The 14,253-nt window shown below is 64.3% G+C and carries 16 protein-coding genes and 1 tRNA gene; 7 read left to right on the top strand and 10 right to left on the bottom strand.

Annotated features, from left to right (window positions below; all coding sequences use genetic code 11):
- The first annotated feature begins 717 nt into the window (after positions 1-717).
- Entirely contained in the window at positions 718-1,170 is a 453-nt protein-coding gene (locus J2R76_RS08135; RefSeq protein WP_016844600.1) for a VOC family protein, read from the top strand.
- A gap of 346 nt (positions 1,171-1,516) precedes the next feature.
- The gene (locus tag J2R76_RS08140) at positions 1,517-2,158 is read left to right on the top strand and encodes a glutathione S-transferase family protein (protein ID WP_057018564.1); all 642 of its coding nucleotides are present in this window, start codon (positions 1,517-1,519) and stop codon (positions 2,156-2,158) included.
- A gap of 18 nt (positions 2,159-2,176) precedes the next feature.
- Here the strand turns inward: J2R76_RS08140 and J2R76_RS08145 are convergent, their stop codons facing one another.
- The 5 genes from J2R76_RS08145 to J2R76_RS08165 form a co-directional block, all read right to left on the bottom strand.
- Positions 2,177-2,425, bottom strand: a complete 249-nt coding sequence (locus J2R76_RS08145; RefSeq protein WP_057018565.1) for a hypothetical protein — start codon at positions 2,423-2,425, stop codon at positions 2,177-2,179.
- 130 nt (positions 2,426-2,555) lie between these two features.
- The gene (locus tag J2R76_RS08150) at positions 2,556-2,813 is read right to left on the bottom strand and encodes a PilZ domain-containing protein (protein WP_057018566.1); all 258 of its coding nucleotides are present in this window, start codon (positions 2,811-2,813) and stop codon (positions 2,556-2,558) included.
- 167 nt (positions 2,814-2,980) lie between these two features.
- Positions 2,981-3,055: transfer RNA gene (locus J2R76_RS08155), tRNA-Glu, on the bottom strand.
- Between the two features lie 158 nt (positions 3,056-3,213).
- Positions 3,214-3,363, bottom strand: coding sequence for a hypothetical protein (locus J2R76_RS08160; RefSeq protein WP_016844593.1), 150 nt, complete (start codon positions 3,361-3,363; stop codon positions 3,214-3,216).
- 84 nt (positions 3,364-3,447) lie between these two features.
- Entirely contained in the window at positions 3,448-3,792 is a 345-nt protein-coding gene (locus J2R76_RS08165) for a hypothetical protein (RefSeq protein ID WP_141341101.1), read from the bottom strand.
- Between the two features lie 153 nt (positions 3,793-3,945).
- Here J2R76_RS08165 and J2R76_RS08170 point away from each other — a divergent pair, with 153 nt between their 5' ends.
- Entirely contained in the window at positions 3,946-5,178 is a 1,233-nt protein-coding gene (locus J2R76_RS08170) for a Zn-dependent hydrolase (protein ID WP_057018568.1), read from the top strand.
- A gap of 7 nt (positions 5,179-5,185) precedes the next feature.
- Here J2R76_RS08170 and J2R76_RS08175 read toward each other — a convergent pair whose 3' ends face one another.
- On the bottom strand, positions 5,186-6,091 hold the full coding sequence (locus J2R76_RS08175) for a sulfite exporter TauE/SafE family protein (RefSeq protein ID WP_253623903.1): 906 nt from the start codon (positions 6,089-6,091) through the stop codon (positions 5,186-5,188).
- 351 nt (positions 6,092-6,442) lie between these two features.
- Here J2R76_RS08175 and J2R76_RS08180 point away from each other — a divergent pair, with 351 nt between their 5' ends.
- The 4 genes from J2R76_RS08180 (at position 6,443) to J2R76_RS08195 (ending at position 11,402) form a co-directional block, all read left to right on the top strand.
- On the top strand, positions 6,443-7,480 hold the full coding sequence (locus J2R76_RS08180) for a PrsW family glutamic-type intramembrane protease (protein ID WP_028342108.1): 1,038 nt from the start codon (positions 6,443-6,445) through the stop codon (positions 7,478-7,480).
- Between the two features lie 79 nt (positions 7,481-7,559).
- Positions 7,560-9,419: an acyltransferase family protein gene (locus J2R76_RS08185; protein ID WP_141341100.1), complete on the top strand. Its 1,860-nt coding sequence runs from the start codon at positions 7,560-7,562 to the stop codon at positions 9,417-9,419.
- Between the two features lie 88 nt (positions 9,420-9,507).
- Positions 9,508-10,080 (top strand): HdeD family acid-resistance protein, encoded by a 573-nt coding sequence (locus J2R76_RS08190; protein WP_057018572.1) that lies wholly within the window; start codon positions 9,508-9,510, stop codon positions 10,078-10,080.
- Positions 10,081-10,316: 236 nt separating this feature from the next.
- Positions 10,317-11,402, top strand: coding sequence for a 3-deoxy-7-phosphoheptulonate synthase (locus J2R76_RS08195; RefSeq protein WP_057018573.1), 1,086 nt, complete (start codon positions 10,317-10,319; stop codon positions 11,400-11,402).
- A gap of 66 nt (positions 11,403-11,468) precedes the next feature.
- On the opposite strand, the gene J2R76_RS08200 is transcribed toward J2R76_RS08195, so the two are convergent.
- The 4 genes from J2R76_RS08200 to epmA are packed head-to-tail and all read right to left on the bottom strand — an operon-like array spanning position 11,469 to position 14,118.
- Positions 11,469-11,714, bottom strand: a complete 246-nt coding sequence (locus J2R76_RS08200) for a hypothetical protein (protein WP_225644401.1) — start codon at positions 11,712-11,714, stop codon at positions 11,469-11,471.
- Positions 11,715-11,757: 43 nt separating this feature from the next.
- Positions 11,758-12,009: a hypothetical protein gene (locus J2R76_RS08205; RefSeq protein WP_225644190.1), complete on the bottom strand. Its 252-nt coding sequence runs from the start codon at positions 12,007-12,009 to the stop codon at positions 11,758-11,760.
- Positions 11,978-13,069, bottom strand: a complete 1,092-nt coding sequence (locus J2R76_RS08210; protein ID WP_141341099.1) for a lysine-2,3-aminomutase-like protein — start codon at positions 13,067-13,069, stop codon at positions 11,978-11,980. The genes J2R76_RS08205 and J2R76_RS08210 overlap by 32 nt, the downstream gene beginning before the upstream one ends.
- A complete protein-coding gene (epmA, locus tag J2R76_RS08215) occupies positions 13,066-14,118 on the bottom strand; it encodes an EF-P lysine aminoacylase EpmA (RefSeq protein ID WP_141341098.1) in 1,053 nt (350 codons plus the stop codon). Before epmA ends, J2R76_RS08210 begins: the two co-directional genes overlap by 4 nt.
- Positions 14,119-14,253 lie beyond the last annotated feature (135 nt).

Raw genomic sequence — 14,253 nt, forward strand, 5'->3', positions numbered from 1 at the left:
GCGAATCCCCCTCGCGGGGTCTTTCTTTTGAACCTTTCGCGCGCCGCGAAGACATAAAGGGCGCTGGGGGATTTCAGGGCCCAGCATCCGGCGCAGCGCTGTGGGACGAACATACTCCGTCTACGCGGCGCTGTTGCATTTTACAAATTCAACCTTAAGTTTGGTGTCCAACAGTTGACGGCTCACGCCCTGAGAGATCCCCAGTCCGTCAGCTGGGAAAGCCCCGCATCCAGCCTGCGGGGCTTTCTATTTTCCGGACCCAGGAACCTTCCGCGCGCAGCGACATTGTCTGCCCGGTTGCCGGCACGATCTCCCCAAGGCCGGTCGGCATAGACCTCGCGAGCCCACTCGCGGGGTTTTGCGCTTTAGAGGCCGTCCAACCTCGCGCGTCCTTGATTGGCCGTGATCGGCAATCGGTGCGATAGAGGCCGCGCCTCCAAGGCTCGACCACAAGCCCCGTCCCAGAAATTTCGCTGGGCGGGGCTTTCTTGCATCCGCTGCTGCGCAAGCGTGTCGCGGCGCGTCCCGTCCATATCCGGCCGCGTGATCGCGCGGCGCAACCGGAGCCAACGCTCGCGAAGGCGTGAGCATGCAAAGGCGAAATGCGATCGGCAAAACTCGCGCTAACCCCTGCCCCGCGTCGCGTTTTGCTGCTATTCCTTGCCCCGTCTCGCCCGAGCCCAAACAAAATCTCTGAATCTGCAGGAGGATAAGAAAATGCGCTATCTGCACACCATGCTGCGCGTCCGCAATCTTGATGTCGCGATGAAATTCTATCAGGACGCGCTGGGGCTGAAGGAAGTGCGCCGCATCGACAATGAGAAGGGCCGCTTCACGCTGGTGTTTCTCTGCGCAGAGGAAGACCTCCATCTGCTCAAGTCCCTGCCGCAGACCCGCGGCGCGCCGCTTGTCGAGCTGACCTACAATTGGGATGAGGAGAAATACGGCGAGGACCGCCATTTCGGCCATCTCGCCTACGAGGTCGACGACATCTACGCGACCTGCGAGAAGCTGATGAAGATGGGCGTCACCATCAATCGTCCGCCGCGCGACGGCAACATGGCGTTCGTGCGTTCGCCCGACCTGCACTCGATCGAGATCCTGCAAAAGGGCGAGCCGAAAGCCCCGGCCGAGCCGTGGGCATCGATGCCGAACACCGGCCATTGGTAAACACCGCGCCCGCTCCTACGTTCCTGTCGGCGTTTCGCCCTTGCTGAAGCGCCGAACGATCGCGAGGAACGCGACACGATCGTTGACGTTGCTCCCTCACAAGCATGCGAGGAGGCAACGATGGGAAGAGGAATTTTGCTTTGGCTGTTGGGTGTGCCGATCCCGGTGATCATCGTGTTGTGGTTGTTGTTCGGTCACTGACGGCGTCTTGATGCATCGCTATCAACAAGGCTCTGCCGCTATGCGGTGGAGCCTTTTTTTGCTCTCGGTACAATTCACCCCGCGCTTTTCCCCGACGCTTCAGCTATGAACGCGCGCAAAGCACAACAGCGGGAAGAAACGCGTGATGGACGGTAAGCCGCAACTGACGATCTGGGGTCGGGCCAACTCGGTCAACGTGCAGAAGGTGCTCTGGTGTCTCGCCGAGCTCGACCTCCCCTATCAGCGCATCGATGCCGGCATGCAGTTCGGCAAGAACGATCAGCCCGACTATCTCGCGATGAATCCGAATGGCCGCGTCCCGACGCTGGTCGACGGCGACTATGTGCTGTGGGAATCCAATTCGGTGATGCGCTATCTCTGCATGGCCTATGGTCATGGCGCGCCGCTCTATCCGCAAGCGCCGAAGGCGCGCGCCGCCGTCGACCGCTGGCTCGACTGGACGCTGTCGACGCTGCAGCCGGTCGACCGGCCGGTGTTCTGGGGGCTGGTGCGCACGCCGCCGGAGAAGCGCGATATGGTCCAGCTCCAGAAGGACGCCGATGCCGAGGGCGTGGTGTGGCGCGTCGTCGAGGCGCAGCTTGCAAGGCGCCGCTTCATCGAGGGCGATCAGTTCACGATCGCCGACATCGCGCTCGGCGCCTTTGCGCGGCGCTGGCTCGGCGTCGAGGGCGTCACCAAGCCGAAGCTGCCCCATCTCGAACGCTGGTTCGGTGAGATCGCGGGGCGGCCGGCCTTCGTGCGCTTCATCGCGCCGCCGATGTCGTGAGCGCGGGAGGCAAGCCGCTCAACGCCCGCCGCTGGACATCCCGCCACCGACGCTGACGGCGCCACCGAGCTTCACGCAGGTGTCGGAGCCCTCCACCTTGACGAAGCCGGGTCCGTACGATGCGCATGGATTGCTCCGCGTCGCGGATTTCGACGGCAAGGTTTTGCCGGCGTCCGTGGGCATCTGGAAATTGCGGCGGTCGCCCTGCTGCGCGAACGCGGCGGCGGGAAGCAGGACGGCGATGATGGCAATGCAGGTCTTGCGCATCCGGCCTTTTATCCCACGCCGCCGGACGAGGCTAGCTCATGATGCGATCGGGAAGGATCGCAGCATGAGCTAGCTCTTTTCTTGAGCATGATCTGTTCGGAAAACCGGATCCACTTTTCCGGATCATGCTCTACCGCACGAACTTGACGCCGAACGTCCTGCCCTCGCGCCACACCACTTCGCAGGCGCGCCCGGTGCGGGCGTCGCGCGAGAACGCCAGCCGCAGCTTTGCCGGCAGCGTGTTGTTGTCCTGGACCGTGATCTTGGCGCCCGACGAGGACATGTCCTCGACCACGCAGGGCCGCGCGGCAAATCCGCCGTCGAGCGTGATCCAGCCGGATTGGCGCAGCGATTTGCGCGTTTCGCGCTTCCTGGTCCCTGGAGACATCACATCATCCCGAGCCTAGCCGTATCGCCGCTAACTTACCAAAGGGTTGCGAAACAGCTGCGGATTGCAGCGATCCGCCGACCCGTGCACAACGGACGAGACGGCGCGGCGAAAGCGTCCGTCCGAGCACAATGCGTTGAGTTGGCTGGATTTCCGGCTGGCCATGATGGCGCTCCCTAGCGGAATCGAACCGCTCTCTCCACCGTGAAAGGGTGGCGTCCTAACCGATAGACGAAGGGAGCAAAACTCCCGGCAAATCAATACGTTAGACGTGAGATGCGCCGGACTGGCCACGGCCCTCAAGCCGCGACGGGCGAACGTATAGTGGCGATTGGCCGGGCGGGCAAGCGTTCAGAACGCTTTTCCCGGCTTGCAGGTCACAGGGAAGGACATCTGGAGATCACCTGCAGGACAATCCGGCCTCGATCGAGGTCCAGAAGCCGCAATGCGTCGGCACATGCGCATGCGCCCGCGAGCCCCCGACGTGAATCAGGATTGCGGCAGCAAGCGCGACGACGACGACGGGAACAATGAATCTTCGGATCGACATGGGCCTGCGCATCGACCGACATCGTGGCCTAACTAAGGCCTGCGAGCCGGCTGGATGTCCAGGAACAGCGCTCAGCGCCAGCCGCTAGTGATTGCTGGCGACGTCCTGACGATTATTCGGCTGCGCCGCCACAGGCGTCCGCTTGATGCAGGTGCTGCAGATCACGAGCTTGCGCGCCAGCCGGTCGTCGGCATCCGCTTCCGACAGTCGCGCCGGCGATGTCTCCGCCACCGCAGGCGACGCATTCCGCGCATGGCGCCGCGGCTGCGGGAGATTGGGATCCTGTCCGGCACCGTCCCAGGCCAGCGGACCTGTCCCCGGCGGCGGCGTGGTCATGCTGTATTGCTGCGAGACCTGCGCGCAGGCGCCGACAGCGATCGGAAGAAACAGCACAGCGGCCTTGCGAGCCCAGTTCCGGAATGCAGACATGATCACACTCTCACGCTATTCGTACTGCGACCTAAGAGCAGAACCGCTAAGAAATCGTTTGCCCTGATTGTTCCGTCGCATCCAACCGCGTCGGCATCAAGACGGGATTGAGGCGCCAAGGCGCAAATCAAGACGGCAATCCGGAGTCCAATCATGCCAGGCATCAACGGTCGCTTCGACGGCAAGCGCGTGCTCGCCGATCTCAACGCGCTGCGCGCGATCGGCGCCTACAAGACCGGCGTGCACAAGCCGACATTCTCGGAACCGCATCTGCGCTCGCTCGACTGGCTCGCGACGCGTTTGCCCGACGCCAATCTCACCGCAACGATCGACGGCATCGGCAATGTGCTCGGCTCCAGCGCGAAGGCGGGGCCAAAACTGCTCGCCGGCTCGCACCTGGAGAGCCAGAACCATGCGGGCTGGCTCGATGGGCCGCTCGGCGTGATCTACGCGCTCGAGGCGGCGCGCGTCATCAACACCGACCCGGACGCGAACGGCGCGGTCGAGGTCGCCGCGTGGTGCGACGAGGAAGGACATTTCGGCAGTTTCCTCGGCAGCCGGTCGTTTGTCGGCGCGGTGACCGAAGCCGACATCGACGCAGCCCGCGACCGCTCCAGCGATCGCACCATGCGCGATGCATTGCGCGACGCAGGCTTCGCCGGCCGCCCGCGCCTTAATGCCGAGGCCAGCCGCCATATCGGCTATCTCGAAGCGCATATCGAGCAAGGCGACACGCTGGAAAGCAGCGGACTCAAGATCGGCGTCGTCACCTCGATCGTCGGCATCTGGCAGTACCGCATCACGTTCGCCGGCGAGCAGAACCACGCCGGCACCACGCGGATGGCGGTGCGCAGGGACGCCGGCCTCGGGCTGGCGCGGTTCTGCGTCGCGATCGACGACAGCTTCCCTGCCCTGTCGGGACCGCGCACGGTGTGGACCACCGGCCGCATCACGCTGGACCCAGGCGCACCGAGCATCATTCCAGGCGGCGCCGAGATGCTATTCCAGATTCGCGACGACGATCCCGAAGTGATCGGCCGCCTCGAACAACAGCTGCATCGCCTGGCGGCCGAGGCCACCGCTCAGGGCCGTTGCGGTGTGAAGGTTGAGCGCATCCGCACCGGGGTGCCCGCGATGATGACGCCTGCATTCCAGGATGCGATCGAAGCCGCGAGCGCAGCCTGCGCCGGCGGCAAATCGATCCGCATGCCGAGCGGCGCCGGCCATGACGCCCAGGTCCTCGCCACCATCATGCCGGCGGCGATGCTGTTCGTGCCGTCGATCGGCGGCATCAGCCATCACTGGAGCGAGAACACCGACGACGCCGATATCGTCACGGGTGCCGAGGTCTTTGTCGAAACCTGCCGGCGCCTGCTCGCAGGTTAGATCGCCTTCAGGTCGGACCGCCCCGGTTGCCCGACTTCAGCGAAGCCAACGCGTGCGAGTCCTGCACGGTGCTTCTCCTTGCGGTGAAGAAGACGTACAGCAAGCAGATGTCGATCAGGATCGTGCCGGCCATGACGCTGTAGGCCCACGGGCTTTCCATCAGCTTCACTTCGATCAATACGCGCGACAGGCCGAATCCCACGACCCACGCATCAAAGCTCATGCAGATCCGGCGAAACGTCTCGGCGTCCAGCCGCCGGATCAGCCAGGCACCGAGCGGTATGCCGAGGACAACGCAGGGAACGAGCACAAACAGGATGCTCCGGCTCTCGTCGATGAACAGACCGAGCTTGTAATACGCGATTGCAGTAAGGCTGGACTCCGTCACCCGAACCAGTGCGAGACCGGCCCGAAACTCATCTTTGACGAGGCCCTGATTGTTGAAGAGGATCGCCAGCGGCGGGCCCGAAATGGTCGTGACCGAGTACAAGATCCCGAGCATCGTTCCGAAAGGCAAACAGACCAGCCATTTCGACTGGATCGGCCTCCGCCAACCGGCCGCCTGCAGCAGAATGAGCGGCAGAATGATCGAGTAGGTGGCGAACTTGGTCCAGCCGGGCTGAAGCGACGTCAGCGCAAAGGCTCCGACCGCGATGCCGGGCAGCATGCCGATGAGAATAGGCAGCACGCGCCGCCACACGGCCGGAACGCCGCTCAGATTGATGCACAGGACATACAGATTGACGAAGACTTCGACGATGACCACCGCGGGATTGAGGACGCGGTTGGTGTAGAAGACGAGTGCGACCGGCACCGTGAGCGAGGAAAACCCGTAACCAAGCGCGCCATTTACAAACGCCGCAAACAGCGCGATCACGGCAAGAACGATCACAGCAAAATCAATCGAAAGCATCTCTGGCTTTTACCGGATCGGTCGCCTTGCCCACCGCATTATAGCCCAACGACGGGGACGCGGTGCCGAAAGCTGATCGGACCCACAGGCCGCGATCCCGGAATCGTCGGGCTACCAAAGCTCCTGCGCCTGGAACGCCATGGACCTGGCGCTTGGCAGGAACCTGTCCGGGAGCCGCCCTCGGCCCTTAGCTGATCAAGGTCCGCAACGGCACTTTCCAACCCGCTTTCGTAAGGCACCGTGGCATATTGGTCACGAGAACGGCATCAGACCGATTTGCAATCCGCTGAACTTGCTGCCATTTCTTCGGCACGCATCGCTTTGGTGCCATTAAAGGGGCCCGTCCGGCTCATGTTGTTGCTTGAGTCGCTTCCAACCGTCATCGGCGCCGCCGCCATTGCCCCCGCATTGCTGGTGTTGTGGCTGGTCATCGCCGCTGACGAGCGCCCCGGACCGCCGGTTCAGGTGTGGCTCGCCTTCGTGCTCGGCGCGGCCAGCATCTCCCTGCTCGGCTTGGCGCGAATTCCGTTCAATGCGCTGCTTGCCATTCCCGACAATCCCTGGGCGACGCAGGCGGTGCGTGCAGCTTTCGGAGTCGCGGCACCGGAGGAGATCGTCAAGGTGCTCGTCATCGTCGTCATCTCGACGCGGCGCCGCGCCTTCGCCGATCCGATGGATACGGTGGTCTATGGCGCGGCCGCCGGACTTGGATTTGCCGCCTATGAGAACCTCGCCTATCTGGTCCAGCACAAGGACATGTGGCGCGCGCTCGCGGCATTGCGCAGCGTGCTCACGGTGCCGTTCCACGGCGCGCTCGGCATCATCGCCGGCGCCTATCTTGCGATCGCGCGCTCCGGCGGCGCGCTCGGCGCTTACCGGGGTCACCGCGACTGGGCGCGCATGACGAATTGGGCGCTGGTGCTGGTCGCGCCGGTCGCGCTGCACGCGGCGTTCGATTTTCCGCTGCTCGCGCTCCAGCGCATCCCCGATCTCGGCTCGACCACGCGGCTGCTGCTCGGCTCGGCCAGCGTGCTGATCGGCTTCTCCTCGATCGGCTTTGCAATCCGCCTGGTGCGACGCCTCGGCAAGCATCATGCGCCGCGCACCGACGTTGCGCGCGAGCGGCTCAGCCAGCTGCGGCGGATGTGGGCGCTGCTGCTGATCGGCGGCGGCGCCGGCTTTGCCGGCGTCTCCTTCCTGCTCACCTCGCTGCATCATTGGTACGTCAATCCCGAGCGCAATGCGTCGTTCATCCTGGTCCCGATCGGCTTCACCTCGATCCTGATCGGACTGGCGCTGCTCATCGCGACCACCGCCGTCTACTTCCTCGGCCGCAACCGGATGCGGACCGCCTCGGAGGGCTTTCCGTCCGCTCCCGGTCAAAGCTAGCGCCCCGGCCGGCACCGCTCCCCTTGCAAAACAACCTCGGCGGGTTCAGGGAGAGACACAGACCAGGCGCGAGAGGACGATGGGGCACAACTACAAGAATTATCGGCCGGATATCGACGGCCTGCGGGCCGTTGCCGTCTCGTTGGTCGTGCTCGGCCACGCGTTCCCGCAATATGTTCCCGGCGGTTTCGTCGGGGTCGACATCTTCTTCGTCATTTCCGGCTACCTGATCACCGGGATCATCTATAGCGACATTCAGAACGGGAGCTTCAGCCTTGCGACGTTCTATGCGCGTCGCATTCGCAGGATTTTTCCCGCCCTGATCGTCGTCTTGATCGCCGCCTTCATCGCCGGATGGCAACTTCTGATGCCGAGCGAGTTGGTGGCCCTTGGAAAGGAGATTGCGGCAGGCGCGGGTTTCTCGGCAAACCTGCTGTTCTATTCGGAGGGTGGCTATTTCGATGCGGCCGCGCAAACGAAGCCGCTGCTCCATCTCTGGTCGCTCGGCATCGAGGAACAGTTCTATCTTGTCTGGCCTTTGCTGCTGTGGGCGCTGATGCGATGGCGGATCGCCGCCGCCGCTCCCCTTGCCCTGATCTTCATCGCATCGCTTGTCGCAAATATCCTGGTCGTTCGAACCAACCCTGAAGCCGCATTCTACCAGCCGTTCACGCGGGCGTGGGAGCTCGCGGCCGGAGCATTGGTGGCCGTCTGCCTGCCCAACGGATTCTCCGCGGCGCGCGACCTTCTCGGATGGTTCGCGCTCGCGGTGATCGCTGCGGTAACCGCATTCTATTCGCCCTCCATGACCTACCCCGGGATCGCAGCGGTGGCGCCGGTCGCCGCAGCTGCCGCCCTCATCATGTCAGGTCGCAATCGATTTCTCTCGACGCGTACCGCGGTCGCGATCGGGCTGATGAGCTATCCGCTCTACCTCTGGCATTGGCCGATCCTGGTTTTTGCGGCGAGCTTCAAAGGTCGTCCCCTGACTTTGGCCGAGAACGGGCTGGCCGTTGGGGCCAGCTTCATTCTGGCCTGGGCAACCTATCGCTACGTCGAGCGCCCAATCAGGTTCGGGCAGTGGCGGGTGGCGCCGGTCCTTGCGGCATCGATGGTGGCCGTTGCATCGGTGGGAGCATTGGCGATCGTCGACGGCTTTGCCTTTCGGCTTCCGGCGATCGTTCGCGAAGCCGGCGCCATGACCGTATCCAGGGACTTCCTGAGATACGGCGAATGTCATATCTCCGCTTCCGCCGATCCCGCGTTTGATCCGAGTTGCGTTGACGCCAGCAAGCGCCCGCTTGTTTTCGTATGGGGCGATTCGACCGCCGGCATGCTTGCCGCCGGGCTGCGGCAAGTCCAGGGCGATCAATTCGGGTTAGCCCAGCTCACCGTCAATTCCTGCCCGCCACTCTTCACCGCGCAGGCCGAGACCATTCCGTTTTGTGTTCAAACCAATCGCCACATCGTTGCTGCGGTTGCCCGCTCGCACCCCGATGTCGTGCTTCTGCACCTGGCGTGGAGCAAAGAACCCACCGCCGACGATCTCCGCCCGACGATTGTCGCCCTCAGACAGGCCGGCGCCGCCCGTGTCATCCTGGTCGGCCCTGTCCCCGTCTGGACCGACACGGTGCCCCATCTGACGGTGCAATATTTCCTGCGCCATCATACATTGATCCCGGAACGCAGCCACGATGTGCGATCGACCAAGCAGACTGACGACAGGATTGGGCAGCTCGCCGCCGATCTCGGGATCGAATATCTGTCGCCCTATGACGAGCTCTGCAACGCGGACGGATGTCTGACGAGGGTCGGGACCAGCGCAAACGACCTGGTATCGGCCGACTTCCTGCATCTGTCGCCGCGCGCCTCGCGATATCTGGCGGCCAGGCTTGTGCCAAGGATTCTGGCTGTCGAAAACCGCCATGCAGAAAGATGAGCGCACAGCTATTGCCGCCGCAACTGACGGGCTGACCATTTATAACCGGTTAGGATAGACTGCACACGCGCAGATCCGGAGAGCCGCGATGACCCTGTCCAACGACCTCGACAAGCTGCGATCGAAAATGCAGGCCGCGGTGAAGGCGCACTGGAAGGCGTTCCTGTTCGAAGGCATCCTGCTGGTGATCCTCGGCATCGCCGCGATGATCGTGCCGACCTTCGCGAGCCTCGCCGTCACCATCTTCCTCGGCTGGATGTTCCTGATCTCAGGGATCGGCGGGCTGATCGTGACGTTCTGGGCGCGCAACATGCCGGGCTTCTGGTGGTCGCTGATTTCGGCCGCGCTCGCCGTGCTGGCCGGCATGGTGCTGCTCGCCCGTCCGATGCAGGGTGTGCTGACGCTGACCATCGTGGTCGGCGCCTATTTCGTCGCCGAGGGCGTCGCCACCGTCATGTACGCGCTGGAGCACCGCCGCGAATTGTCGGGACGCTGGTCCTGGCTGCTGATCGCCGGCCTGATGGACATCGTGATCGCCTTCTTCATCATCGCGGGCTTGCCGGAATCCGCGGGATGGGCGATCGGCCTCCTCGTCGGCCTCAATCTGATGTTCGGCGGGGCGACCCTGATCGGCATGGCGTTGGCGGCGCGCAACACCTGACGCCGAACCGCGGGGGGCTTGCATTTGGGGGGTGACAGCCCCAAATCCCTGCGCTATAGAGCCGCCCCATGATCACCGTCGCCACCAGCTATTTTTGGTACTTTAGCTACGACAGCTCGCTGGCGGCAGGAGGATCGCGCTCAATCTGAAGAATTGCAGCAAACGTCCAAAACAAGCCGCCAGACCTGGCGGCTTTTTTGTGTGCCGGCAGGTCCCGAAATCCAAAGGAGCCAGCCGTGTTGAGTACGACAGACGATCTTCGCATCAAGGAATTGAAAGAGCTCAGTACGCCCGAGGAGGTGATGCGGGAGGTCCCGCGCACCCTGACGGCGACCCGGGTGGTGATGGGCGCCCGCAACGCCGTCCACGCGATCCTGAACGGCACCGATGACCGCCTGCTGGTCGTCGTCGGCCCCTGCTCCATCCACGATCCCGCGGCGGCCGTCGATTACGCCGAGCGCCTCGCCAGCCTGCGCGAACAGCTCGCCGACCGCCTCGAGATCGTGATGCGGGTCTATTTCGAGAAGCCGCGCACCACCGTCGGCTGGAAGGGGCTGATCAACGATCCCGATCTCGACGGCAGCTTCGACATCAACAAGGGCCTGCGGCTCGCCCGCAACGTGCTGTCGGCGGTGAACAATCTCGGCCTGCCGGCCGGCACCGAATTCCTCGACATGACGACGCCGCAATACATCGCCGATCTGGTTTCCTGGGCCGCGATCGGCGCGCGCACCACCGAGAGCCAGATCCATCGCGAGCTGGCTTCCGGCCTGTCCTGCCCCGTCGGCTTCAAGAACAGCACCGACGGGGGCGTGCGGATCGCGGCGGACGCGGTGAAGTCGGCCTCGCACCCGCATCACTTCATGGCGGTCACCAAGGGCGGCCGTTCAGCGATCGCCGCGACCAGCGGCAACGAAGACTGCCACGTCATCCTGCGTGGCGGCCGGGCGCCGAACTATGATGCCGCGAGCGTCGATGCTGCCGCCGCCGAGCTCGGCCGCGCCGGTGTCGCGGCGCGGCTGATGATCGACACCAGCCACGCCAACAGCAGCAAGAAGCCGGAGAACCAGCCAGCGGTTGCCTCCGACATCGCGCGCCAGGTCGCAGGCGGCGAACAGCGCATCATCGGCGTGATGATCGAGAGCAATCTTGTCGCGGGACGCCAGGACGTCGTGCCAGGCAAGGCGCTGACCTACGGCCAGAGCATCACGGATGGCTGCATCGACCTCGGGACGACGGCTGACGTGTTGAAGCAGCTGGCCGATGCCGTCGACGCAAGGCGCAGCGTGCGGCGTGACGGCCTGCAGGAGCGTTCGGCCTGACGCGGCCGAACGGATTGAGCGTTGCCGGCGGGGCGAATATCGCGCCTCGCCGGTCAGCTGCGTGGGTTAGCAACCGCGGCAGATGCTCTTGATCTTCCTGTCGAGCGCCGCGTCTTCCTTGTTGGCTTGACTGTTCGGATCGCTGATATTCTTCTCGCTGCCAACGTCGCCGCGGCGCGGCTGACGATGTCCGATCGGCGCCTCCGGGACCGTCCCGCCCTTCTGCATGGAGGACGATCCGCCCTGTTGCTGCGCCCAGGCTTGGGAGATGCCAAGCTGGGGCGCTCCGGCCGCAACCATCATCAGAGCCATCAACAAAACTGTCTTCCGCATCTCGCGTCTCCGCTTCTCAACCCTATCGCGCCCGTTCCGGCACCTCGACGGTAGCACAGTTGCGTCGCCCCTGCGCTGCGCAATCCTGTACCTTCCGTATATCGGCCATCGTGCCAAGGAGCCAGATTCCCGCGGCGACCAGCACCACAAAGAAGCCGAACATCACAGCATTTTCGATGCTGCGGTTGCCCTCATCCTCGGGCGGCTCCTGCCGTCCGTCCCCGGCCCCGCTCATCGCCGCCTCAGGATTGCGGCGGGTAAAGATGAACGTCACCACAATAATCGACGATACGGTAGCGCCGTTCCATCGGATCTTCACGTTCGCGGGAAGCCGGCTGCGACAAATAGCTCGGGCCGATCGGCGCCTTGCCGTGGCCGCCGGGGATGTCGAGCACATAATCCGGCTGACAAAGTCCGGACACACGCCCGCGCAACGCCCGCATCAGTTCCTGCCCGGCTTCGATCGTGGTGCGCAAATGCGCTGTGCCGGGCGCAAGGTCGCCGTGATGCAGATAATAGGGCTTGATCCGGCACTCGACGAAGCCGCGCATCAGCGCCTCGAGCGTCGCAGCATCATCATTGACGCCGCGCAGCAGGACGGACTGGCTTACCAAGGGAATGCCGGCGTCTGCAAGGCGCGCGCACGCTGCGCGGGCATTGTTGCTCAGCTCACGCGGATGGTTGGCATGGATCGCAATCCAGGTCGTCGCGCCTTCGACCCGCAGTGCCGCGATCATCTCGGGATTGATACGGCCCGGATCGGCGATCGGAACACGGGTGTGGAGGCGAACGATCTTCACATGATTAATGTCGGCGAGATCGGCCATGATCTCGGTCAGCCTGCGCGGCGACAGCATCAAGGGATCGCCGCCGGTCAGGATGACTTCCCAGATCTCCGGATGGCTGCGGATGTAATCCAGCGCCGCACGGTAGGCGTCATCGGACAAGGCCGAGGCCTTTCCCGGCCCGACCATTTCGCGCCGGAAACAGAACCGGCAATACACCGCGCAGACATGGACGAGCTTGAACAACACCCGATCGGGATAGCGATGCACGATTCCGGCGACCGGCGAATGCGCTTCGTCGCCGATCGGATCGGCGTTCTCGCCCGGCTGCTCGACGAGTTCGTCGGCGCTCGGGATGAACTGCCGCGCGATCGGGTCGGCGGGATCGGCCGGATCAATCAGCGCGGCGAGCTCCGGCGTCACCGCGACCGCGTAGCGCGCAGCAACCCGCTCGAGCCCGGCCAGTGCTGCGACCGGCGCGAGCCCGGCATCGACCAGCTCGCGCGGCTGTCGCAGCGTCGCCGCCAGTTTTGGATCGATCCTGTTCATGTCTCTCCCGCAGGCGGCGTCCAGACCACCTGATCAATTCGTGGCGCGCCGCTCGCGAGCATCACCAGCCGGTCGAAGCCGAGCGCGACGCCGCTGGCCTCCGGCATCTGGCCGACCGCGGCAAGGAAATCGTCATCGAGCGGATAGCGCTCGCCATAACGGCGGGCCTTCTCATCCATCGCTGCGGTGAAACGATGGCGCTGCTCGGCCGCGTCGGTCAGCTCGCCGAAGCCGTTGGCGAGCTCGACGCCGCAGGCATAGACCTCGAAACGCTCGGCGACGCGCTGATCGCCGGCCTTGGTGCGCGCCAGCGCGGCCTCTGGCGACGGATATTCGAACAGCACCGTCAGACGGCCCTGTCCCAGATGAGGCTCGATATGCTCGACCAGCACCTTGCTGAAGATATCGGACCAGGTGTCGTCATCTGCAACCCGCACCCGCGCTGCTGCAGCCGACGCCAGCGCTTCGCGGTCGCCTTCGCCGCCTGAGATCGTCGCCAGGAGATCGATGCCGGCGAAGCGCTCGAAACCTGCCGCGACCGTCAACAACTCCGGCTCCGCAAACGGATCGGCCGTCCTGCCGCGGAATGAAAACCGGCCGATCCCGGTCGCCTGAGCCGCATGGGCGATCACCACGATCGTGTCGGCCATGATGGCGTCATAGCCGGCATTGGCGCGGTACCATTCCAGCATCGTGAATTCGGGCAGATGCAGGTCGCCGCGCTCGCGGTCGCGGAACACCCGCGCGAACTCGTAGATCTTCGGCTCGCCGGCCGCGAGCAGCTTCTTGCAGGCGAACTCCGGCGAGGTGCGCAGATAGCGGGGCGCATGTGAGCCATCGGCCTGCCTGAGCTCGGTGCGAGGAGCGTGCAGATGGGTCTCGTTGCCCGGCGAGATCTGCAGGATCGCGGTCTCGACCTCGGCAAATCGCTGCTCCTCGAACCAGGCGCGCAGCGCTCGCGTGATCGCCGTCCGCGCCTGCAGGAACGGCCTGCGGTCGGCATAGCGCTGCGGCATCCACCAGGGCGACGGCCGGTCATGAGCTGTCATCGCCAGAGCATCCTCACGGATTCAACATCAACGAGCCGCCATCCGCACTCAAGAGTCCCGCGCAACCGATTGATTCCACACAAATTCATAAGCCTACACAGCCCGAGCCTCCGCGGAACGCAGCGAGGCTGATCC

This window comes from Bradyrhizobium sp. USDA 4532, from assembly GCF_024171315.1.
In the GTDB taxonomy this organism is placed as follows: Bacteria; Pseudomonadota; Alphaproteobacteria; order Rhizobiales; family Xanthobacteraceae; genus Bradyrhizobium; species Bradyrhizobium australafricanum.

What these genes read in the sequence shown, in the direction of transcription:
- J2R76_RS08135 (WP_016844600.1), top strand. Translation starts at nt 718, where the DNA reads ATGCGCTATCTGCACACCATGCTGCGCGTCCGCAATCTTGATGTCGCG.
- J2R76_RS08140 (WP_057018564.1), top strand. Translation starts at nt 1,517, where the DNA reads ATGGACGGTAAGCCGCAACTGACGATCTGGGGTCGGGCCAACTCGGTC.
- J2R76_RS08145 (WP_057018565.1), bottom strand. Translation starts at nt 2,425, where the DNA reads ATGCGCAAGACCTGCATTGCCATCATCGCCGTCCTGCTTCCCGCCGCC.
- J2R76_RS08150 (WP_057018566.1), bottom strand. Translation starts at nt 2,813, where the DNA reads ATGTCTCCAGGGACCAGGAAGCGCGAAACGCGCAAATCGCTGCGCCAA.
- J2R76_RS08160 (WP_016844593.1), bottom strand. Translation starts at nt 3,363, where the DNA reads ATGTCGATCCGAAGATTCATTGTTCCCGTCGTCGTCGTCGCGCTTGCT.
- J2R76_RS08165 (WP_141341101.1), bottom strand. Translation starts at nt 3,792, where the DNA reads ATGTCTGCATTCCGGAACTGGGCTCGCAAGGCCGCTGTGCTGTTTCTT.
- J2R76_RS08170 (WP_057018568.1), top strand. Translation starts at nt 3,946, where the DNA reads ATGCCAGGCATCAACGGTCGCTTCGACGGCAAGCGCGTGCTCGCCGAT.
- J2R76_RS08175 (WP_253623903.1), bottom strand. Translation starts at nt 6,091, where the DNA reads ATGCTTTCGATTGATTTTGCTGTGATCGTTCTTGCCGTGATCGCGCTG.
- J2R76_RS08180 (WP_028342108.1), top strand. Translation starts at nt 6,443, where the DNA reads ATGTTGTTGCTTGAGTCGCTTCCAACCGTCATCGGCGCCGCCGCCATT.
- J2R76_RS08185 (WP_141341100.1), top strand. Translation starts at nt 7,560, where the DNA reads ATGGGGCACAACTACAAGAATTATCGGCCGGATATCGACGGCCTGCGG.
- J2R76_RS08190 (WP_057018572.1), top strand. Translation starts at nt 9,508, where the DNA reads ATGACCCTGTCCAACGACCTCGACAAGCTGCGATCGAAAATGCAGGCC.
- J2R76_RS08200 (WP_225644401.1), bottom strand. Translation starts at nt 11,714, where the DNA reads ATGGCTCTGATGATGGTTGCGGCCGGAGCGCCCCAGCTTGGCATCTCC.
- J2R76_RS08210 (WP_141341099.1), bottom strand. Translation starts at nt 13,069, where the DNA reads ATGAACAGGATCGATCCAAAACTGGCGGCGACGCTGCGACAGCCGCGC.
- epmA (WP_141341098.1), bottom strand. Translation starts at nt 14,118, where the DNA reads ATGACAGCTCATGACCGGCCGTCGCCCTGGTGGATGCCGCAGCGCTAT.